This window comes from Hymenobacter sp. UYAg731 (assembly GCF_054061335.1).
The window spans coordinates 442,622-461,540 of sequence record NZ_JBSSEC010000002.1 but is presented as its reverse complement, the minus strand read 5'-3'; the positions used below and the strand labels follow the sequence as shown (position 1 = coordinate 461,540).

At 61.6% G+C, this 18,919-nt stretch carries 19 protein-coding genes and 1 pseudogene; 7 read left to right on the top strand and 13 right to left on the bottom strand.

Features of this window, described 5'->3' with window-relative positions; genetic code table 11:
• Window positions 1-73 precede the first annotated feature (73 nt).
• The 3 genes and pseudogenes from ACVWYF_RS06470 to ACVWYF_RS06460 form a co-directional block, all read right to left on the bottom strand.
• Window positions 74-235 (bottom strand): annotated as a pseudogene (locus ACVWYF_RS06470) (YkvA family protein); the annotation flags it as partial.
• 453 nt (window positions 236-688) lie between these two features.
• A complete protein-coding gene (locus ACVWYF_RS06465) occupies window positions 689-1,846 on the bottom strand; it encodes a trypsin-like peptidase domain-containing protein (protein WP_457065821.1) in 1,158 nt (385 codons plus the stop codon).
• 77 nt (window positions 1,847-1,923) lie between these two features.
• Window positions 1,924-2,532: an RNA polymerase sigma factor gene (locus tag ACVWYF_RS06460; protein ID WP_457065819.1), complete on the bottom strand. Its 609-nt coding sequence runs from the start codon at window positions 2,530-2,532 to the stop codon at window positions 1,924-1,926.
• Window positions 2,533-2,668: 136 nt separating this feature from the next.
• Between ACVWYF_RS06460 and ACVWYF_RS06455 the strand changes: the two genes are divergently transcribed.
• Window positions 2,669-2,896: a hypothetical protein gene (locus ACVWYF_RS06455; protein WP_457065817.1), complete on the top strand. Its 228-nt coding sequence runs from the start codon at window positions 2,669-2,671 to the stop codon at window positions 2,894-2,896.
• 103 nt (window positions 2,897-2,999) lie between these two features.
• Here ACVWYF_RS06455 and ACVWYF_RS06450 read toward each other — a convergent pair whose 3' ends face one another.
• From ACVWYF_RS06450 to ACVWYF_RS06440, 3 genes are all read right to left on the bottom strand, one after another.
• Window positions 3,000-4,040 carry a 5-methylcytosine restriction system specificity protein McrC gene (locus tag ACVWYF_RS06450; protein WP_457065815.1) on the bottom strand — a complete coding sequence of 347 codons (1,041 nt, stop codon included), beginning with the start codon at window positions 4,038-4,040 and terminating at the stop codon, window positions 3,000-3,002.
• Window positions 4,041-4,070: 30 nt separating this feature from the next.
• On the bottom strand, window positions 4,071-5,351 hold the full coding sequence (locus ACVWYF_RS06445) for an AAA family ATPase (protein ID WP_457065813.1): 1,281 nt from the start codon (window positions 5,349-5,351) through the stop codon (window positions 4,071-4,073).
• 112 nt (window positions 5,352-5,463) lie between these two features.
• Entirely contained in the window at window positions 5,464-6,312 is an 849-nt protein-coding gene (locus ACVWYF_RS06440) for a hypothetical protein (RefSeq protein ID WP_457065811.1), read from the bottom strand.
• 153 nt (window positions 6,313-6,465) lie between these two features.
• Here ACVWYF_RS06440 and ACVWYF_RS06435 point away from each other — a divergent pair, with 153 nt between their 5' ends.
• On the top strand, window positions 6,466-7,440 hold the full coding sequence (locus ACVWYF_RS06435) for an isopenicillin N synthase family dioxygenase (RefSeq protein ID WP_457065809.1): 975 nt from the start codon (window positions 6,466-6,468) through the stop codon (window positions 7,438-7,440).
• Window positions 7,441-7,601: 161 nt separating this feature from the next.
• On the top strand, window positions 7,602-8,912 hold the full coding sequence (gene chrA, locus ACVWYF_RS06430) for a chromate efflux transporter (protein ID WP_457065807.1): 1,311 nt from the start codon (window positions 7,602-7,604) through the stop codon (window positions 8,910-8,912).
• A gap of 10 nt (window positions 8,913-8,922) precedes the next feature.
• Here chrA and ACVWYF_RS06425 read toward each other — a convergent pair whose 3' ends face one another.
• Together ACVWYF_RS06425 and ACVWYF_RS06420 are read right to left on the bottom strand one after the other, a co-directional pair.
• The gene (locus tag ACVWYF_RS06425) at window positions 8,923-10,275 is read right to left on the bottom strand and encodes a lysophospholipid acyltransferase family protein (RefSeq protein WP_457065805.1); all 1,353 of its coding nucleotides are present in this window, start codon (window positions 10,273-10,275) and stop codon (window positions 8,923-8,925) included.
• 114 nt (window positions 10,276-10,389) lie between these two features.
• The gene (locus ACVWYF_RS06420; protein WP_457065803.1) at window positions 10,390-10,803 is read right to left on the bottom strand and encodes a DUF6799 domain-containing protein; all 414 of its coding nucleotides are present in this window, start codon (window positions 10,801-10,803) and stop codon (window positions 10,390-10,392) included.
• A 479-nt stretch (window positions 10,804-11,282) separates the two neighbouring features.
• On the opposite strand from ACVWYF_RS06420, the gene ACVWYF_RS06415 reads away from it, so the two are divergent.
• Window positions 11,283-12,206, top strand: coding sequence for a DnaJ C-terminal domain-containing protein (locus ACVWYF_RS06415; protein WP_457065802.1), 924 nt, complete (start codon window positions 11,283-11,285; stop codon window positions 12,204-12,206).
• 18 nt (window positions 12,207-12,224) lie between these two features.
• Window positions 12,225-12,554, top strand: a complete 330-nt coding sequence (locus ACVWYF_RS06410) for a hypothetical protein (protein ID WP_457065800.1) — start codon at window positions 12,225-12,227, stop codon at window positions 12,552-12,554.
• Between the two features lie 616 nt (window positions 12,555-13,170).
• Here the strand turns inward: ACVWYF_RS06410 and ACVWYF_RS06405 are convergent.
• The 5 genes from ACVWYF_RS06405 to ACVWYF_RS06385 all read right to left on the bottom strand — a co-directional run bounded on the left by ACVWYF_RS06405 (window position 13,171) and on the right by ACVWYF_RS06385 (window position 16,620).
• Window positions 13,171-13,920, bottom strand: coding sequence for a ZIP family metal transporter (locus ACVWYF_RS06405; RefSeq protein ID WP_457065798.1), 750 nt, complete (start codon window positions 13,918-13,920; stop codon window positions 13,171-13,173).
• 185 nt (window positions 13,921-14,105) lie between these two features.
• Complete coding sequence (locus ACVWYF_RS06400) at window positions 14,106-14,471, bottom strand: hypothetical protein (RefSeq protein ID WP_457065796.1); 366 nt, start codon at window positions 14,469-14,471, stop codon at window positions 14,106-14,108.
• 27 nt (window positions 14,472-14,498) lie between these two features.
• The gene (locus tag ACVWYF_RS06395) at window positions 14,499-15,131 is read right to left on the bottom strand and encodes a hypothetical protein (RefSeq protein WP_457065794.1); all 633 of its coding nucleotides are present in this window, start codon (window positions 15,129-15,131) and stop codon (window positions 14,499-14,501) included.
• A gap of 126 nt (window positions 15,132-15,257) precedes the next feature.
• Window positions 15,258-16,130: a carboxylating nicotinate-nucleotide diphosphorylase gene (nadC, locus tag ACVWYF_RS06390; RefSeq protein WP_457065792.1), complete on the bottom strand. Its 873-nt coding sequence runs from the start codon at window positions 16,128-16,130 to the stop codon at window positions 15,258-15,260.
• 85 nt (window positions 16,131-16,215) lie between these two features.
• Window positions 16,216-16,620: a DUF4783 domain-containing protein gene (locus ACVWYF_RS06385; RefSeq protein WP_457065790.1), complete on the bottom strand. Its 405-nt coding sequence runs from the start codon at window positions 16,618-16,620 to the stop codon at window positions 16,216-16,218.
• A gap of 171 nt (window positions 16,621-16,791) precedes the next feature.
• On the opposite strand from ACVWYF_RS06385, the gene gpmI reads away from it, so the two are divergent.
• Complete coding sequence (gene gpmI, locus ACVWYF_RS06380; RefSeq protein WP_457065788.1) at window positions 16,792-18,336, top strand: 2,3-bisphosphoglycerate-independent phosphoglycerate mutase; 1,545 nt, start codon at window positions 16,792-16,794, stop codon at window positions 18,334-18,336.
• Window positions 18,329-18,910: a hypothetical protein gene (locus ACVWYF_RS06375; RefSeq protein WP_457065786.1), complete on the top strand. Its 582-nt coding sequence runs from the start codon at window positions 18,329-18,331 to the stop codon at window positions 18,908-18,910. Before gpmI ends, ACVWYF_RS06375 begins: the two co-directional genes overlap by 8 nt.
• Window positions 18,911-18,919 lie beyond the last annotated feature (9 nt).

Here is an 18,919-nt window from a genome sequence, read left to right as displayed (position 1 = left end):
CTTCGGCGGGGCGGGTCAGCTCCCACTCGTGGAACTTGTCCATTTCGCCTTTCAGCGTGGTCGAGAACCAGGCCACCAGAGCCACGTCATCGAGTAGGCCCAGCACCGGAATAAAGTCCGGAATCAGGTCAATGGGGCTCAGGAAATAAATGAGCACGGCCACGGCCGCCGCCACCGTGGTGCCGGGCACGCCCGTGTACTCCCCTGACATCGACGCCTTGATGAGCCGGAACATGGTCTGGAGGGTTTCCCAGGCTTCGTGAGCCAGCGTGCCCACGTCGTTTTTATCGCTGGCCTTTTTGTAGGCATCGGTCAGCAGTGATTTCAGGCGCGTGGGCTGCTTGATGTAGCCTTCGGCCGTGCTGAGAAACTTCTTGAAAATGGCCGAGCCGGCAACGTCGTTGCTGGAAGGCGGGGTTTGTTGGTTTTGAGCCACGGAGTGCGGAGGTTAGGGAAGACAAAGGGATTGAAAGACAAGCGCCGCTCATCTAAGCCTGAATACTAGATTGTGGGGTCCAAGGTTGTGGAAAAGGCCAGAATCGGCCTCGCCAAACAGCGGAATAATCAGCGTTTTTTGCGGCATTGCGAACAATAATCGCCCCCCATGAAAAGTCATTACAAAACAACGGCCTGCTTCCATAAAGAAACAGGCCGTTGTACCGCTTGTGCTTAAAAAACGAGTGCTGGCCTATTCAAAAACCTTCACTACGAATACATAATCCTGGAGCTTCTTGAGCTGCTGGGGCCGCCCGGTGCCGGCCAACTGGCCGAAGCGGGGCAGGCGGTAGGGGTTGGCCGGCTTGGCCGCTTCCAAGGAATCGACCAGCCGCACGAGATATGATGATTTGGTGGCAAACGCGGCACTTTGCGCATCGTTCTGCCGGCCGCTCACCACGCCAATCAGGTTGCCGCGCTCATCGAGCAGCGGGCCGCCCGAGTTGCCCGGGTTCACCGGAATGCTCACTTGGTAGAAGGCCGTGTCACCCTCGAAGCCCGAGCGGGCACTCAGGGAGCCTTCGCCGTACACCACGTCCTCGCGCGGGTAGCCCAGCGTGAACACCCGCTCGCCTAAATCGGCCTGGCCCGACTTCACCGCATAGGGCAGCCGGCCGAAACCGGTGAAGCGCTTATCGGTAATGCGCAGGATGGCCAGGTCGTGCTTCACGTCGGAATACACTGGCTCGGCGTGGTAGCGCTGGTGGTTGCGACCTTCAATGAGCAATGAATCAGCGCCCTGAATAACGTGGTAGCTGGTCACGATATAACCCTCCGACGTGAGGGCGAAACCTGTGCCGCTGAATTTGCTGACCGGGGCCAGCGGCGGGGTGGCGCTTCCATCAATCCGCTTGATGGTACTGTTCAGTACCTTCTGGTTGTGCTTGAGGCTGTTAATCTCGCGGCGCATCACGTTGTAGCCGTACAGCGAAGGCTGCACCTTGGCGTTGCGCCAGATATCCAGGCCCAGCAGCGTGGCAAACACGGCCATCACGGCTACCGAGGCGGCCACGCCCACGGTGGCGCGGTGCCCGCTCCAGAACTCGCGCAGCTTGCGCTCGGTGCGCGAAATGCGCAGCATCGGGTTCACGGTGTGGGTGAAGGGCGAGACAATTTCTGCGGGGGCATCGGCGGCCAGCATGGCGGCGTGGATGCCGCGCAGCTGCTGCCGGGCCTGCTGGCGCTGGCCGTAGCCGCGCAGCGTGTCGGTCATTTCGCTAAAGTCGGCGTAGCGCAGGGCCAGCGCGGGGTCGGCCGCCAGGCGCGCTTCGAGGTTGGCGCGGGCGGGCCCGGCCAGCTCGCCGTGCGAGTAGGCTTCAAATAAGGCGTAATAGTCTGCTTCAGTCATCATGGGTAAAGGCTGCCGGCCAAGGCCGGCGGCGGTAAGCGAATGGGAGGCCCGCCGACTACCGCCAGCGGCTAATGATATCAGATAGGTTCTTCTTTATAATGGGCGAAGAATAATTTTTTCAGACGCACAAGGCACTTGTATTTCTGGTTTTTGGCATTGTCGGCGTTGGTGTAGCCGAATTCTGCCGTGAGGTCCTGCATCGACTTATCGAGCAGGTAAAAGCCTTCCAAAAGCGAGCGGCACGGTTCGCCGAGGTGGTTCAGGGCCTCGCCCATGGTGGCGAAACGGCGGTCCTGTTCCTCGGCGGCCAGCAGGTCTTCTTCGGCCCCCGTGTTCAGGTACGGGCCGTGCTCCTCGTCGTCCAGCAGGCGCACACCGAAGCGGCTTTTGCTGGTAAGGCGTTTGAGCCACAGGCGGCGGCACACGGCGTAGAGGTAGGTTTTAATCTGGCAGCTGAGCTCGAGGGAGCCGTCGCGTACTTTTTCATAAAACACCATCACGCCTTCCTGGTACACATCCTGGGCATCGTCTTCGGTGCCGCTGTTTTGCAACACGAAGTGCGATACCATGGGCCAGTGCAGCCGGTAGAGGTGGGCCAGCGCCCGCTCATCGCCGCCGCGAATGGCAGCAATCAGCGCGTCGTCAGTAGGAGTCAAAGAAGAGGATGTTGGATTGCCCCTGCTCATTCACTTTGGGGGTTAATACAGGCGAAGGCTACAAGTAACCCGCCGAAATAATTTTTTTCCGGGCCGGGTTACCTTTCCAGAGACTGAGTATAAAGGGCGGTTTAAAGTTAACCCGTTTCCAAAATTACCCCCAAAGATGAAAAATCTGTTTAAAGCTGCTGCCCTGGGCCTCGCCCTCACCGCTGGTCTGACTTCGTGCGGCGAAAAGAAGACCGAAGAAACCACTACCGTTGAGACCCCTGCTACCGGCATGGAGACCACCACTACCACCACCGACACCACCGCTATGGCTGCTCCCGCTGCTGACAGCGCTGCTATGGCTCCTGCCACCACCACTACCACGACTATGGAGGAGAAGAAGTAGTTTGCTGCCGGCCCTGGGCCAGCGCAAATCTTCGTCACTCGACATTGGCAGCCCGGATTTTCCACTTGGAAAGTCCGGGCTGCTTTTTTGTGCCCATTGGGCCTTATTCCACCAGCCGCAGCAAATCGGCGGCGATGCCGGCCCAGGGCTGGTGCAGGTTGAGGGTGACGACGCGCACCGGGTGGCCGCCCAGCGTGTAGCGCACGTCTAATTCCTGCGTGGTGGCGGGGTATAGCAAGATGCCTTCTAACGCCTGGCCGGGGGCGAGGCGCTGGTTCTGGAGATAGGCGTAGAGCTGGTAGAGGTGGGGGGAAATGAGGCGCTGCCGGTCGTAGCGCGGGCGCAGGGCAGCGGCGTAGTATTTGGTGTCGAGGATGATTTTGCGGTCGGGTGCTTCCAGCGTGGTATCGGTGAGCATGGTGGGCAGTAGGGCGAGGTCGGCGGCCAATGGGGCTTCGGCCTGCCAGGCAATGGTTTCGGCAAATACGCGGTAGCGGCGCTGCTCGCGGCGGAAAAAATTGCGGGTGAACTGCTCAAAAATGCGCGCCATGAGCACTTCGTCGCGCCGGAAATCGGTGAAGCGCCGGCGGCCGGTGGCGGTGGGCTCGGGCAGGGCCGTGAGCCACACCAGCTCACAGACATGCACCATAAACGCCGCCTGACTATCCGGCCGCTGCCGCCGCAGCTCCCGAAACGTGGCCGCAGTAGGCGGCGGCAGTGTCGCATCGTGCAGCCCCGTCGGAAACTGCTGACTCACCTGATGCAACTCGCGGCGCAGTACCGAGGGCAAGGCTGTCGCCCGCCCCAGCGCGCCTAACGTTTGGGCCAGCAGGCGGTGCAGGGGCGAGGCCGTGCTCAACTCATCGAAGGTGCAGATAGCGCGGCCCTGGCTCAGCAGGCCCCGGCCCAGCGTGGGAGCCAACTCCACGCGCCCCCGCAGGCTGGTAAGCTCGGCCTGCTGCGTTTCAAACGTGCGTGGCAGGCCGTTGCGTAGCAGGCGACGGGTGGCGTGCAGCAGCACCTGCGCCAGCAGCCCCAGCGGCCGCTCGAAGGGGGTGGCCTCAGTGGCCAGCAGCACGGCGGGCTCAGGCAGCCGGTTCCAGGCGTAGCAGAGGAAGTAGTAAAGGGTGGGAAGCGGTATCACAAGTCAGATGTCGCCAAATTAGTTACAATGCTACGCCAGCAGCTTGCGGAGCTGCGCGGCAGCCGTGGCGGGCTGCTCACGCCAATAATCGGCCAACAGCGGGCCGATTTCCTGCTCGAAAATCAGGCGCAGCCACGCTGCGGCCTGCTCCGGCCTGGCCGGCGGCTGGCAGAAGTAGCTGTGGCCGATTTCAAAGTCCGGCCCCAGCTCGGGGTCGTCGGCAATGGTTTGGTTGAGGGCGGCCATGCGGGTGCAGAGTTGCTCGATAAGGTCGATGGGCATCTGGCGGGCCGCCAAGTTTTGCCGTAGCGGCGGGCCAAACTGCGGCCCCAGCGCCACGAAGGCAAAGCGGCGGCGCAGCGCATAGTCCAGCGGACTGAGGGAGCGGTCGGCCAGATTGAGCGTGCCGATGACGTAGAGATTGTCCGGTACGAAGAATCTGGGCGCATCGGGCGGGGCGTAGGGGAGGCGCAGGGCGTGGGCGGGGCCGCGCTTGTCGGCTTCGAGCAGCAGCAGCAGCTCGCCGAAAATGCGCGGCACGTTGCCCCGGTTCACCTCGTCAATCAGCAGGAAGTAGGGCCGGCCGGGGTCGGCGGCGGCGCGCTGGCACAGCAGCGGCAGCACGCCGGGCACCAGACGGAAGCGGCCCTTGGCATCGGGCCGGAAGCCCAGCATAAAATCCTCGTAGCCGTAGCTGGGGTGGAACTGCACCAGCTCGATGCGGCTTTCGTCCTGCGCGCCCAGCAGGAGCCAAGCCAAGCGGCGCGCCAGGAAGGTTTTGCCGGTGCCAGGTGGGCCTTGCAGCAGCAGGTTGCGGCGGCGGGCCAGGCCGGCCCGCGCGGCATCTAATTCGGTTTCCGTGATGAATAGCTCGGCCAGCGCCTCGGCGCGGGTGTAGGCGGGCGCGGCGTAGGGCGAGGCCGGCTCGGCAGCGTGGGCAGGCATGATATCAGCGTTTTTGGCCAGGCCGGTGTACAAATCCTCGGCTTGCTGGTGGGCCACTTCCTCGCCGTCGGGGCCAGAGCCGGACGTGAGCACCGGCCGCTTCGTGCTGATGGTGAAGTCCAGGCTTTCGAGCAGCGCGTTGGTGGGCGCACCGGCGGGGCGGGGCCAGCGGGCGGCGGGGTTGGCGGTGGCCAGCCGGTAAGCCAGCTCCGCCACGGCACGGGGCGGGTAGCGCCGGCCCCGGTACACCAGCTCGTACACGGTACTGGGCGGCAAGGGGCGGCCTTCGCGGGCTATCTGGCGCAGGGCGCGCAGTACGTGTTCGCGGGTGAGCAGCGGGGTAGCATCGGCGGGGGCAACGGACATAACGGGCAAGGTAGAGCTGGAACAACAAACGGCTTTGACGCAAAAAAGTCCCCCGGCCGGGCCGGGAGACTTTTTGCATTGAAATCGTAACGAAGAAATAATGCCGCAGGGACTACGGGGCTACCGTGAACTTGCGGGTTACCGAGTTGTACGGGCCGGGAATCATGGTGCCGCTGGCATCTACCAACTCCAGCTTCACGGTGTTTTCGCCGGCGGGCAGGCCTTCCATCATGTAAGGCATCCAGCGGTCGAGCATGAACTCGGTGCCGTTGATGGTGGCGCGCACGCGGTTTCCACCGGGCTCCAGCGTGGTGTTCACCAGGTAAAAGTCCAGCATCACGCGCTTGGCATCGGCACCGGAGTACGTGTCTTTCGGGCGGCTGTAGAACAGGTTCGGCGCTTTCGTATCGATGATGGGCGTGGCCGGAGCGGGGGTGTTGCCCACGTTAATCACGCGCAGGTCGTAGGCCCCGCGGTGCTTGAGGCTTTCGTGGTAGGAGCGCGACAGGAACGAGAGCACGACGTGCTGGCCATCGGCGATGGGCTTCGAGAAGCTGGTTTCGTAGTGCGCCGAGTAGGGCTCGTTGTCCACGATGTTATGGATGTGCTGGCCCTTCATCGAATTCGCCATTTCGGCCATGTGGGGGCCGCCGCTCATTTTGGTGAGCTGGAAGTTCGTAATCTGGTAGTTGAAGGCTACGTCGCCGCTGGGCAGGGTAGCACCCGCAATGGGGGCGCGCAGCTGCATCTGGGCTTCGGGGAATTTAGGCGAATCGCCGAAGGGCGTCAGGCGGATACCGTTCGATTCCATGCTCTCGGCGCTGGCGGCGGTGCGGGCGGCCCCGGGGGTGTTGCTGCCGGCAGTAGCGCTAACATCGGTAGCGGGCTTGCTCGTTTCGCAGCTAGCCAGGAGTGCCAGCGTAACGGTGGTGCTGCACAGCAGCCAAAGGGGGCGTTTCATAGACTCAAACTTGAAAAAAATGTGGTAGTGACTTATTTATTAGTAACCATAAACGAAGTCGCTTACGGAGAAGGACCGGTGCCGGGTTTTGCTTAACTTGCGCCGTTGCCCACCAAGAGGCCTACGCGGCCTCAAAGTAAACTCAATTTTATTATGCAAGACCAACTTCTTGACCATATTCCCTCGCTCGACCTCGCCGACTTCCGTTCGGGCGACCCTGAGCGCAAGGCCCATTTCGTGCAGCAGCTCGGCGAGGCTTACCAAAACATTGGCTTTGTGGCCCTCAAAAACCACGGCCTCAACGACGAGCAAACGAAGCAGCTGTACGCCGACGTTCAGGCCTTCTTCCAGCTGCCCGACGCCGCCAAGCAGCGCTACGAAAACCCGGAGCTGGCCGGCCAGCGCGGTTACATCAGCAAAGGTAAGGAGCACGCCAAGGGCCGCAACACCGGCGACCTGAAGGAGTTTTACCACGTCGGCCAGGAGGTGGAGGAGGAGGACCCCATCAAAAAGGAGTACCCCGATAACATCTGGCCCGAGGAAGTGCCCGGCTTTCAGAAAAGCACCTTCACGGCCTACCGTACGCTGGAAAGCGCCGGCCAGGACGTGCTGCGCGCCATTGCGCTGTACCTGCACCTGCCCGAAAACTACTTCGATGACAAGGTGAAGCACGGCAACAGCATTCTGCGCCCCATTCACTACTTCCCCATCGAAGACCCCGATGCGGTGCCCGCCGACGCCGTGCGCGCCGCCGAACACGGCGACATCAACCTGATTACCCTGCTGATGGGGGCCAGCGCCGATGGCCTGCAGGTGAAGCGCCGCGACGGCAAGTGGATTCCCATCACGGCCCTGCCCGACCAGATTGTGGTGAACGTGGGTGACATGCTCCAGCGCCTCACCAACGGCGTGCTGAAATCCACCATTCACCGCGTGGTGAACCCCGCCCGCGAAAAAATGAACACCTCGCGCTTCAGCATTCCGTTCTTCATGCACCCGCGCTCCGAAATGAGCCTGGCCGCTCTGGAGCACTGCGTCACGCCCGAAAACCCCAAGAAGGAGGCCGACATCACGGCCGGCGAGTTCCTGAACGAGCGCCTGATTGAACTGGGCCTGAAGAAGAAGTAGCCTTTGGCAAAACGATAAAAAGAACGTCATGCTCATCTGGCGGCCGCGCAGTCGAAGCATCTCGCGTGCAGCAGTAAACCAATCGATTGAGTTACTACAACACGCGAGATGCTTCGGCTGCGCGGCCGCCAGATGAGCATGACGTTCTTTTTTGTCCTGGTATGACCGTTCCGGCTTCCGATTCAACTCCTGCTCCGCTCCCCGCCGCCGTTTCCCTTGCGCCGCCTCCGCGCCGCTCGGGCAAGCGCACGCGGCGGGTGCGGGGTATTATTTTTTTGAAGGATGTGGCCGTGCTGGCCCTCACGGCCTTTGGCGGGCCGCAGGCGCACCTAGCCATGTTTTTCCGGCTGCTGGTTGATAAGCGACGCTACATCAGCACGGCCGAGCTGCTGGAGCTACAGGCGCTGTGCGCGCTGCTGCCGGGGCCAACTTCGACGCAAACCATCACCGTTATCGGTTTTCGGCTGGGCGGGCCAAACCTGGCCTACCTCACCCTGCTGGTCTGGATAACGCCAGCCGTGGCGCTGATGACCCTGGCCGGCCTCACCCTCAGCCACCTCGACCCGGCCCGGGTGGCGGCGCTGGTGCAGTTTGTGCAGCCGGTGGCGGTGGGCTTCGTGGCGTTTTCAGCCTATAAGATTGCCGAGAAGGTCATTCATACCAAAACGGCCGTGGGGCTGATGGTGGCCGCCGCCATGATGGCCTACTTCTTCCAGCTGCCCTGGATGCTGCCGCTGCTGCTGCTGGCCGGCGGGGCCGTGACCACGGTGCGCTACCGCAAGCACGCCATCGTGCAGGAAAAAAAGCCCCTGCGCGTGGAATGGGCCAACTTTGTGCTGTGGCTGGGCATTCTGGTAGGGGCGGCTGTGCTGGGGCACTACACACGCCTGCTGCCGGTGCGGCTGTTCGAGAACTTCTACCGCAACGGCTCGCTGGTGTTTGGCGGGGGGCAGGTGCTGGCCCCGCTACTCTATGCCGAGTTTGTAGAATTCAAGCATTACCTCACGGGGCCGGAGTTTTTGTCGGGCCTGGGGCTGGTGCAGGCCATGCCGGGGCCTAATTTTTCCTTCGCGGCCTACATTGGGGCGCTGGCTATGCGGCCGGCGGGGGGCACCAGTGTGCAGGTGCTGGGGGCGCTGGTGGGTACGGCGGGCATCTTCCTGCCGGGCACGTTCCTGATATTTTTTGTGATTCGCTTCTGGGACCGGCTGCGGCAATACCGCGTGGTGCAGGCCTCGCTGGAAGGCATCAACGCCGTGAGCGCGGGGCTGGTGTGCGCGGCTACCTTCCTGCTCTACCACCCGCTGCCCTACCGCCTGCTGGAGCTGCCGTTTCACCTCGGCCCCATCGATTCCCTACCCCTGAACCCGCTGCTGGTGGGGGCCACGTTCCTGCTGCTGCTCTGGGAAAAGGTGCCGAGCGTGGTCATCATCGCCGTGGCGCTGCTGGCCGGCGCGCTGCTGGGGGCTTAGCTCTCAGTATTTATTTCGCGGTTAAGTACGCGGTGCGGGCTTCTTCCAATTCGGCCACCAACTCGGCTCGCTGGCGCAGCAACTCGGCCCCCACGGCCGGGGCGCGGCGGAACAGGCGGGCGGCCCGCAGCCGCCGCAGGCGGGCCTCCAGCGTGTTCCAATAGCTCAGGGCGTAGAAGCCGGTGAGGGGCAGGCTGAGCACGTAGAGGGCCGTGAGGCGCCAGTCGTGGGTGAGGTAGTGCTGCACGGCGGCGGCTTGCAGCGCATACGCCAGCGGAAAGGTTAGCATGCCCATTACCAGCATGATGGGGGCCACAAACTCCACGTCCTTGGTGGCCCGCTTGGCCACGGCCGAGGGCAGAATGTAGGGCAAATAGTTGTTGATTACCCCGTAGAGCCACACCGGCGCACCGAAAACCAGGTTGAGCAAGCCGGCCACGGAGCCGCGCCGCTGGCTGTCAAGGGCTTCGTCGGTGATGCCGTGGTGGCGCAGGTCGGCCAGGTAGGTTTCAAACTGGGCGCGGGCGGTGGTGAGGCGTTCTGGGAAGTGCTGCTCGGCCCAGGGCAGGGCCTGGAGAAGCGTGCGGCTTAGCTGGAAGTTGTCGTAGAGCGTATCGGGGTCGTCGTCGGGGTTGAGATGGTCGCCGAAGGTGCGCTCAATCTGCTGCACGAAGGCGTCCTCGGCCGCGTCGCGGGTGATGACCAGGCGGCGTTCCAGCGCCACTCGAATGGCCTCGGTGAGTTGGTCGGCGGCTTCGTCAGGGTCCTGGGCGTATGCGGCGGCATAGTCGGCCACCATAATGGGCGGGGCCACGTTCAGCAGCACATCCGACCGGAATTTGCTGGGGTCGAAGTAATTGGTGGCCACCGGCACCACCTTCAGGCCCAGCTTGAAGTTGTGCCGGGCCTCAGCCCCCAGCGCAATGCGGGCCGCCCCGGTTTTGAGGGGCCGCAGGCGGCGCTCGCTCACGCTGGTGCCCTCCGGGAAAATCATGATGGTGCCACCCCGGCCCAGGTAATCGTAGCAGCGGCCGAACGTGGCCTCGTTCTGGGCGGCGCGCTGCTCCGTGGTTTGGGGCCCTGGTCCGGCATCCTGCGCCCGGTAGATGGGAATGGAGTTGCCCGACTGCATAATGGCCCGCACGATGGGGTTGACGAAAAACGTACTTTTGGCCAGGAAGGCAATGGGCTGGCGGCGGTTCACGGCCGCCAGGAGCGGGTCCATGAGGGTATTGGGGTGGTTGCCGGCCAGCAGCAGCGGGCCGGGCAGGTGCATCCGTTCGGGGTGCCGCACCTCAATGCGGCGGAAAAAGACCCGTAGCGCAACTTGCACCAGCGGTTTCATCACAGTGTAAAAGAGCATGGGCGGGCATACGGCGTGTGGCCCCGAAAGATAGGCCGCCGCTGACCCCAAACGCGAAGCGCCGCCAAACCCAGGGGCTTGGCGGCGCTTGCGGCCTGGCTAATAAGGGCACGGCTATTTCTTCTTTTTCTTTTCGGCCTTGGCTTTGGCTTTGGCCTTTTCTTCGTCGCGCTTGGCCTTCTCTTTGGCTTTGCGCTCGGCTTCGGCCTCCATCTTTTTGCGTTTGCCGGGGTATTTAGCGTCGAAGACCTGGACTTTGGCAATGCTGTCGGCATCGGCAATGGCGCGCCGGGTCGTTACGCGGCCGGTGAGCGAAACGTAGTCGCCTTCCGTGATTTGGGTTGCGGTGCCGTCGGGCATCGTTACCACGCCGGCTGGGGTAATAACGGTGCCGTTAATCAGCTTTTTATCGGCCGTGAGGGGGTTGCTGATGCCGAGTTCGGTGAGCACGACCCGGCCCTTCTGCATCGAGATGCCATCCTTAATCCCCTCGATGGCCGATGCTACGGCACGCGGCTTGGGCTGCACACGGCCCGGACGAGCCGTCTGTGCTTGCGCTACAGCAAGATTCAGAAAAGCTAACGCAAAAACACAGAAGAGGGAATTTTTGATTTTCATGGAAAAATTAAAAACAGAATAAAGAAAAGCGCAACGATAACTGCTTCCAATGCACAAATATAGGGCTTTCTGGAACATAATAATTGTATTATTTTCTGGGGGAGTGCAAAAAAGAGCCTCTGGTTGACAGGGGCAAAGATTCAACATTCTGGTGCCGCTTTCGTTCAGTGAGCATATCCAACTTTGGTGCCGAAAAGCGACTTTCACCGTTTCTTCATTGTCCGGGCCGGATATACGAGAACGGATGGACGGAAGCGTAACGCGCCCCGCAAAATTGCCAGCGGCATAAATTGGCCGTTAATGCTGAATTTGCTGGGCGGCCAGCCGCAAAGGGCGGCTTTGCTGCCGCCCATAACCGACGAATACCTCCATCGAATTTCCCCCATCCCGTGGATTACAAAGACTATTACAAGGCGCTGGGAGTGGATAAAAATGCCACGCCCGAGCAAATCAAGAAGGCGTACCGCAAGCTGGCCCGCCAGCATCACCCCGATGTGAACCCCAACGACAAGGGCGCAGAGCAGAAATTCAAGGAAATAAATGAGGCCAACGAAGTCCTCAGCGATTCCGGCAAGCGGAAGAAATACGACCAGTTTGGGGCTGACTGGCAGCGCTACCAGCAGCAGCCCGGCGGCGGCGCGGGCCGGGGCGGCTTCGACTGGAGCCAGTACACCCAGGGCCAGGGCGGCGGCGGCGGCAATCCCTTTGGCGAAGGCGAGGATTTCTCGGATTTCTTCGGTTCGCTCTTCGGCAACATGGGCGGCGGCGGGCGGCAAGCCGGCGGCACCCGCCCCGGGGCCGGCCCCGACTACCAGGCCGAGCTGGAAATGAGCCTGGAGGAAGCCTACCACGGCGGCCCGCGCACCATCACCGTCAACGGCAAAAACCTGCGCCTGACCATTGCGCCGGGCGTGGCCGATGGTCAGACCATTCGCCTGCGCGACCAGGGCGGCCCCGGCCGCCACGGCGGCCCCAATGGCGCGCTGCTCATCACCTTCCGCATCCGGCCCGATGCCCGCTACGCCCGCACCGGCGACGACCTGACCCAGGACGTGCCCGTGAGCATTTACAAGGCCCTGCTGGGTGGCGAGCAAACGGTGGAAACCCTCAGCGGCCCCGTCAAAATCAAGCTCAAACCCGAAACGGCCAACGGCACCCGCCTGCGCCTGCGCGGCAAGGGATTCCCGGTGTACAAAAAGGACGGCCAGTTCGGCGACCTCTACCTGCGCCTCACCCTGACGCTGCCCCAGCACCTCACCGACCCGGAAAAAGAACTGATTGAACAGCTGGCGGCCCTGCGGCCTGACGCTTAACCCATCGACTTGTTCAGCATGGAAACGACCTTCATCACCCTCACTTTTCAGGAATGCGCGGTGCGTTACGGGCTGGCCCCGGCCGCCCTGCACGATTTTCTGCAAGCTGGCCTGCTCCGCGCCGCCCCTGCGCCCGAAACCGTCATCGTGGATGAGCCCGACGACTTGCCGCGTCTGGCTCGCCTGCACTACGAGTTGGGCCTGGCTCCGGAGGCGCTCGATATCATCCTGGCCATGCGGCAGCGGCTGGTGCGCCTGCAAGCCAATCTGGCCCGCGAAACGGCGCGGGCGCGGCAGCTGGAAAATTTTCTGTTGGGTGGTGGGGAGGTGCTGAATATTGAGGACTGAGAGTAGCCTGCTTCATTATGAACATGCAAAGGGCATGAGTGGCGCACTTGCTACTGATAAGTAGCGTAACAAAAGATTCCTTGTCGGACAAGTCTGGAAATATGTACGGGTTTTGGCCCGGCCGGCCGCTGCGCCCGGCGTGGTACTTTTCCGTAACTTGGGCCGTCGCCGGCTCTTTTCCCTGCCAAAACTTGCACAAAAGCCTTACTCCACTCTTTCCCTGCCGTCCCATGACTGGTTTTCCTTCCCTCCGCCGCGCACTGAGCCTGGTTGGCTGCGCGTTGTTACTGACCATTCGCGCGGTTAACTGGTGTTTTTTCAGCCAGTTGCCCTAAAATCACTTTAAATTACCGGGGCCGTCACGCTGCGGGCCGATTTGCACCATATGCTGGACACGTCCTTGCGCGGGCAGAATAAGAAAATCCAAGGCCATAAAGTAGTGCTGGGAGGTTGAAAAAGAAGTATACCGCTCTGTTCAGCAAAACGGTGATTTAAATAAGACAACCCCCTTTTATTGTCTATGAACGACCGTTCAAAGCATGTAAACTGTAAAGCCGAAATTGCAATTGCATTTCAAACACTTCTTTACGCACATTCAGCTTACTTATAGCGTCGCTCACGCCACGGCCAGCGCCAGCAGCAGCCCCGCCAGCGTAGCCGCCAGCTTGGGCCAGTTGAGCCGGTGCTCGGGGCTGGTTTCAAAGAGAATAGTGGTTGAAACGTGCAGGAAATTGCCCGCCACCAGCCCCAGCAGCGCCGCGTACCAGCCGCTGCTCAGCAACTGCGACAGCACCACATAGTTGCTGATGATGATACCTACCGGCGAGGCCAGCGCGAAAACCAGCAGCCCCGGCCACACCCGCCGGAAGCTGCCCAGCCGCAGCCGCAGCAGCGTGGCCAGCGCAAACGCCGCCGGCATGTGGTGCAGCGCCACGCCCACCACAATGGCGTAGAAATTCTGGCTCACTTGGCCCACCTCCGGGCTGTGTACCAGGATGCTACCTTCCAGAAACGAGTGTACCACCAAGGCCGCCAGCAGCAGAAACGGTACCTGGCCCGCGCCCTCGTGCGGGCTGTGGGCGGCTTCGTGGTGTACGTGCCCGTGCTCCACGCCCTGCGAAAGGACTTCCAGCAGCAATTGCCCAAAAAAGCCCGCCAGTACCCAATAGCCCACCCGCGTTGGGTGCTCGGGTAATAATTGCAGCGCTTCGGGCAGAATGTGCGTGACCGTGAGCGTGAACAAATACGCCCCGCTGAAGGCCAGCAGCGGCTTCAGCCACTGCCCGCTGCGCGCCACCGGCACCCAGGCCGCCGCCGCGCCCGCTCCCAGCACCGTGAGCAACAGCAGAAAAATTGCAAACCCCATACAGAAAGAATGAGGAATGAGGAACGAGGAATGAAGAACGAAAGACCGACGGACACAGGCGTCAATTCCTCTTTCTTCATTTCTCATTCCTCATTCCAATGATGACGCAAAGCGGCAGCCCTGCTACCGCCGGCCGGCGGGCAAAGCTGCCACCCAAATGAGCGTACCCGAAAGAGCAGCGCGCTTTAACGCTGAATTTGATGGCCGTTTTCGGCCGTATCTGCCTGGCCCGATTTGCCGGCATCGTCCAACTTGCCGCGCTTGCGCATTCCTTCCTCAGCATTGGCCGAGATGGCCGACTCGGCGGCCGGATGTGCTTCGGCGTTCTCCGCAGCTTCGCCTTTGGCGGCTTTAATGAGCGGCGAGTCGGCGTTTTCGATGGAGCCGTTCGGCACCGAGTGGTCAAAGTTTTCGGTGTCGCGGGTGCCGGGGGCTACCAGGTCGGTCGATACTTTCTCATCGGGACGCCAGTCGGAGGGCTCACTGCTGCAAGAAGTCAGGGCCAAAGTAGCGGCGGAAACGGCAAGCAACAGGGTGGAGGTCAATTTCATCGAAGTAAAATTAGCAGGGGTTGAAATTTAGACAGTGGCCGCGCCGGCTTCGGCGGGCAGCAGGTTTTTGCGGCGCAACATCGACTCAAACAAGCGACGGTCGTTGTCGGCGTTGAAAATTTTGAAAGGCAAATGTAAAAACACCGGTACATCGAACGTGCGCGCCAGCCACAGGCGCCACGCGGCCATGCCCGCCGGCGGCGTGCCCGGCTTGAGGTACAATACGTAAGCATCAACATCGCGGCGCACCCGGCCAATCATGTCCCAGGTCAGCTGCATGGCTTTGCCCTCTTTTTCGGGGCCCACGCGCAGCAATAGCTGCTTGTTGTCCATTTCAAACGCCATGCGCTCAAACAGCGGCTTGCTCTGCTCCATCTGGGTCACGCCCGTCACCTGCGCCGAGCGGAACAGCACGAACAGGATGGTGAGCACCACGGCCAGCACAATCCACCACCAGGAATGCACGAAAATGGCCGGCAGCAGCCCCAACGCAAACGGAATAAGGGCATATACCCAGTCTTTTTTCCACACTTCGCCCATCACCATCTTGGTGTAGGTATCGGTGGTGAGCTGGGTTTTCTTGGTGCGAATGGCCAGCGACGGAGCCTGCTGGGCCTGGCGGAAGCCGCCGCCACCGCCGCGTTGATTAGGTTGGTTCATGGGTTGGAATAATGTGCGACGTCGAAACGTCATGCAGAGCGCAGCGAAGCATCTCGCGTGCAGCAGTAAATCAATCGATTGGATTACTTGAACACGCAAGATGCTTCGCTGTGCCCTGCATGACGGTTAATAGGCTTTTAAGCTCAAATCTAGACTTTTAACGGAGTGCGTGAGGGCACCCACCGAAATGTAGTCGACCCCGGTGCGGGCCACTTCGGCAATGGTTTTCTCGGTGATGCCGCCGCTGGCCTCCGTTGGAAAACGGCCGGCGATGAGTTCCACGGCTTCGCGCAGCTGGTCGGGGTTCATGTTATCCAGCATAATGCGGTTGATGCCGCCCGCGTCCAGCGCCTGCTGCACTTCGGCCACCGAGCGGGTTTCGATTTCGATGGGCAGCTGCCGGTCGGTGCGTTCCAAGTAGGCGTGCGTGGCTGCAATGGCCTGCGCAATGCCGCCCGCGTAGTCAACGTGATTATCCTTGAGAATAATCATATCGAACAGCCCGTAGCGGTGGTTCACGCCGCCGCCAATCAGCACGGCCCACTTCTCGCAGATGCGGAAGTTGGGCGTGGTCTTGCGCGTGTCGAGCAGCCGGGCATTGGTGCCGGCAATGAGCGTGTTTAGGTGCGCCGTGTAGGTGGCGATGCCGCTCATGCGCTGCATGCAGTTGAGCACCAGGCGCTCGGCGGTGAGGATGCTGCGGGCCGGGCCTTCTATTGTGAAGGCGATGTCGCCGTGTTTTACCCGGTCGCCGTCGGCGAGCAGGGGCGTCATGACCAGCGAGGCATCTACCTCCTGGAAGATGAGCGGGGCCAGGGCCATGCCGGCCAGCAGGCCTTCGCCCTTCACCAGCAGGTGGGCGCGGTTGCGGGCATCGGCCGGAATGGAGGCTAGGGCCGAATGGTCGCCGTCGCCCACGTCCTCGGCCAAAGCCGTGCGGATGAAGGTGGTCAGCGCTTCGGGCGTAAGATAAGAATGGGGAGCAGAGAGGGTTTGCACGGCGCAAAGGTACGGCCCTTGCGGCGGTCAGTAAAGCAGAAGATTCCCACGAAAAAGCCCCGACCTGTGAGGGGCGGGGCTAAGGTTATTCTTTCGTGAAATCCAGCGTGTCAATCACCGGTACACCGCGCGAAGGCTTCAGCTTGACGTACACACGGTAGGAGCCGCCACGGCCCGTATAGCGCCCAATGGCGTACTGAATGCCTTCACTACTCTGGCCCTGGTGAATAAATTCGAATGTACTGGGAGAATTCTTCGAGAAGAAGTCCTTCATCACGATTTCGGCTTGCGTCGAATTGTAGATGTTTTTTTCACCACCATCGAAGCCAATTTCGACGGTCGGGGCGAAGTACTGCGACAATTCGCGGGAAGAGCCGTTGCGCAATGCCGACCGAACGGCCCCAAGGTTATCAGCCTGCGCGTGAGCCGCCACAGAGCCGAGCAGGAACAACCATCCGAGGAATAGAGTCCTAATTAAATAGCGTTTCATTATAAGGGTAATAAGTGCGTCATACGCGGGAAGAGTCAAGCGAAAATGGTGCCAGTAAGTAATGCATGGCTTTAAGTGAGACGGGAAACAGTTGGAAAGAACCCCGACTCAAAGCGGGCACAAAGGTAGAAAATTTCAACCAGAGGCGCGGACCCGCCGTATCTTTGCGGCATGAGTAAGCAGGTATTATTGGTAATTCTGGACGGGTGGGGCATTGCTCCGAATACGGCGGTTTCGGCAGTAGACGCGGCTAGTACGCCGTTCTTCCACGAGCTGTTGCAGCGGTTTCCGCACAGCACGCTGCAAGCTTCGGGCGAAGCCGTGGGCCTGCCCGAAGGCCAGATGGGCAACTCCGAAGTGGGCCACATGAACATCGGGGCCGGCCGCGTGGTCAACCAGGAGCTGGTGCGCATCGGCAAGTCCATCCGGGAGCGCAAGCTGGGCCAGATGCCCGCGCTAGTGAAAGCTTTCGAGTACGCCATTGCCAATGATAAGCCGCTGCACCTCATCGGCCTGCTTTCCGATGGCGGGGTGCATTCGCACATCGACCATGTGAAGGCGCTCTGCACCATTGCCCACGAGGCGGGCGTGCGGCGCGTGTTCGTGCATGCCTTCACCGATGGCCGCGACACCGACCCCAAGAGCGGCGTGCGCTTCGTGAACGAGCTGGAAGAATCGATGGTGCGCAGCGGGGCCAAAATCGCCTCGGTGGTGGGCCGCTACTACGCCATGGACCGCGACCGCCGTTGGGAGCGGGTGAAAATTGCCTACGACTTGCTGGTAAATGGCATCGGCACGCCGTCGCAAAACCTGATTCAAACTATTCAGGAGCAGTATAAGGAAGGCGTGACGGATGAGTTTCTGAAGCCCATCGTGAAAACCGGGGCCGATGGCCAGCCGCTGGCTACCATCGAGGACGGCGACGTGGTGCTGTGCTTCAACTTCCGCACCGACCGGGGCCGCGAAATCACGGAAGTGCTGACGCAGCAGGACATGAACGCCTTCCAGATGCAGCGCCTAAACCTGCACTACCTGACGCTGACCAACTACGACGACACCTTCGTGGGCGTGACGCCCATTTTCGAGAAGGACAACCTGAACAACACGCTGGGCGAAGTATTGGCATCGCACGGCAAGAAGCAGATTCGCATTGCCGAAACCGAGAAGTATCCGCACGTCACGTTCTTCTTCTCGGGTGGTCGGGAAAACGAGTTTGAGGGCGAAACGCGCATTCTGCGGGCCTCGCCCAAGGTGGCGACTTACGACTTGCAACCCGAGATGAGCGCCGCCGAGCTGCGCGACGCGCTAATACCGGAGCTGCAAGCCAAGTCGGCCGATTTCATCGTGCTAAACTTCGCCAACCCCGACATGGTGGGCCACACCGGCGTATTCGAGGCCGTGGTGAAGGCCGTGGAAACCACCGATGCCTGCGCCCGCGCCGTAGTAGAAGCGGCCCTGGAGGCCGGCTATGCCAGCATCATCATAGCCGACCACGGCAACGCCGAGTTTATGCGCAACGAGGATGGCTCGCCCAACACCGCCCACACCACCAACCTGGTGCCCTGCATCTTGGTCGATAACGACTACCACGGCACTCTGGCTGATGGCAAACTGGGCGACCTGGCCCCCACCATCCTAGAGCTGATGGGCGTGCCCAAGCCGGCCGAGATGACGGGCATGAGTATCCTGCGGCCCAACACCGCCCCGAATGCGTAAGCGCGGCCTGACAATAGGTAGTTGGGCGATGGGCATAGTGCTGCTGGCCGGCTGCGGCGAGGCCGGCCCGGCCGCGCCCGCCGCCCGCCGCCCGCTGTACTTCGATGTGAAAGGCCTGCTCACGCAGCAAGTCGCGCAGCTGGAGCAGCGCCACGCCGCCGTGACCAAGCACGTCAGCCTGCGCGGCAATGCGCCCGAAACCGTGCGCGTGCCCGCCGTGAAGTGGAACGACGAGCTCCAGATTTTTTTCCAGGCTGATATCAACAAAGCCGCCCTGCGCGGGGCCTACGCCGTGGATTCGGTGGTGCTGCCCGGTGGGCGGCTGCGCCGCACCTACACGCGCCGGCCGGGCCAGCCCAATGCTCCCGTAGCCAGCTTATCGGTAGTGCAGCAGGGCACAGTGCCGCAGGAAATCGCGGCCACCATCATTCAGAATAACCCCTTGTTCTCAGCTCAAAAACAGCTGCACGTACAACTGGAAAATGGCCAGCTGCGCACCTACGAAGTGGTAGGAACCCAGAAGCTGGTGCTGTTCGATACGCTGCGCTACTCGGCGGCCGGGCGGGTGGAGTAAGGTCGTCGG

What these genes read in the sequence shown, in the direction of transcription:
- ACVWYF_RS06455 (WP_457065817.1), top strand. Translation starts at nt 2,669, where the DNA reads ATGAAAAATCTGTTTAAAGCTGCTGCCCTGGGCCTCGCCCTCACCGCT.
- ACVWYF_RS06435 (WP_457065809.1), top strand. Translation starts at nt 6,466, where the DNA reads ATGCAAGACCAACTTCTTGACCATATTCCCTCGCTCGACCTCGCCGAC.
- chrA (WP_457065807.1), top strand. Translation starts at nt 7,602, where the DNA reads ATGACCGTTCCGGCTTCCGATTCAACTCCTGCTCCGCTCCCCGCCGCC.
- ACVWYF_RS06410 (WP_457065800.1), top strand. Translation starts at nt 12,225, where the DNA reads ATGGAAACGACCTTCATCACCCTCACTTTTCAGGAATGCGCGGTGCGT.
- ACVWYF_RS06445 (WP_457065813.1), bottom strand. Translation starts at nt 5,351, where the DNA reads ATGTCCGTTGCCCCCGCCGATGCTACCCCGCTGCTCACCCGCGAACAC.
- ACVWYF_RS06425 (WP_457065805.1), bottom strand. Translation starts at nt 10,275, where the DNA reads ATGCTCTTTTACACTGTGATGAAACCGCTGGTGCAAGTTGCGCTACGG.
- ACVWYF_RS06400 (WP_457065796.1), bottom strand. Translation starts at nt 14,471, where the DNA reads ATGAAATTGACCTCCACCCTGTTGCTTGCCGTTTCCGCCGCTACTTTG.
- ACVWYF_RS06465 (WP_457065821.1), bottom strand. Translation starts at nt 1,846, where the DNA reads ATGATGACTGAAGCAGACTATTACGCCTTATTTGAAGCCTACTCGCAC.
- ACVWYF_RS06440 (WP_457065811.1), bottom strand. Translation starts at nt 6,312, where the DNA reads ATGAAACGCCCCCTTTGGCTGCTGTGCAGCACCACCGTTACGCTGGCA.
- ACVWYF_RS06385 (WP_457065790.1), bottom strand. Translation starts at nt 16,620, where the DNA reads ATGAAACGCTATTTAATTAGGACTCTATTCCTCGGATGGTTGTTCCTG.
- ACVWYF_RS06405 (WP_457065798.1), bottom strand. Translation starts at nt 13,920, where the DNA reads ATGGGGTTTGCAATTTTTCTGCTGTTGCTCACGGTGCTGGGAGCGGGC.
- ACVWYF_RS06460 (WP_457065819.1), bottom strand. Translation starts at nt 2,532, where the DNA reads ATGAGCAGGGGCAATCCAACATCCTCTTCTTTGACTCCTACTGACGAC.
- ACVWYF_RS06395 (WP_457065794.1), bottom strand. Translation starts at nt 15,131, where the DNA reads ATGAACCAACCTAATCAACGCGGCGGTGGCGGCGGCTTCCGCCAGGCC.
- ACVWYF_RS06375 (WP_457065786.1), top strand. Translation starts at nt 18,329, where the DNA reads ATGCGTAAGCGCGGCCTGACAATAGGTAGTTGGGCGATGGGCATAGTG.
- gpmI (WP_457065788.1), top strand. Translation starts at nt 16,792, where the DNA reads ATGAGTAAGCAGGTATTATTGGTAATTCTGGACGGGTGGGGCATTGCT.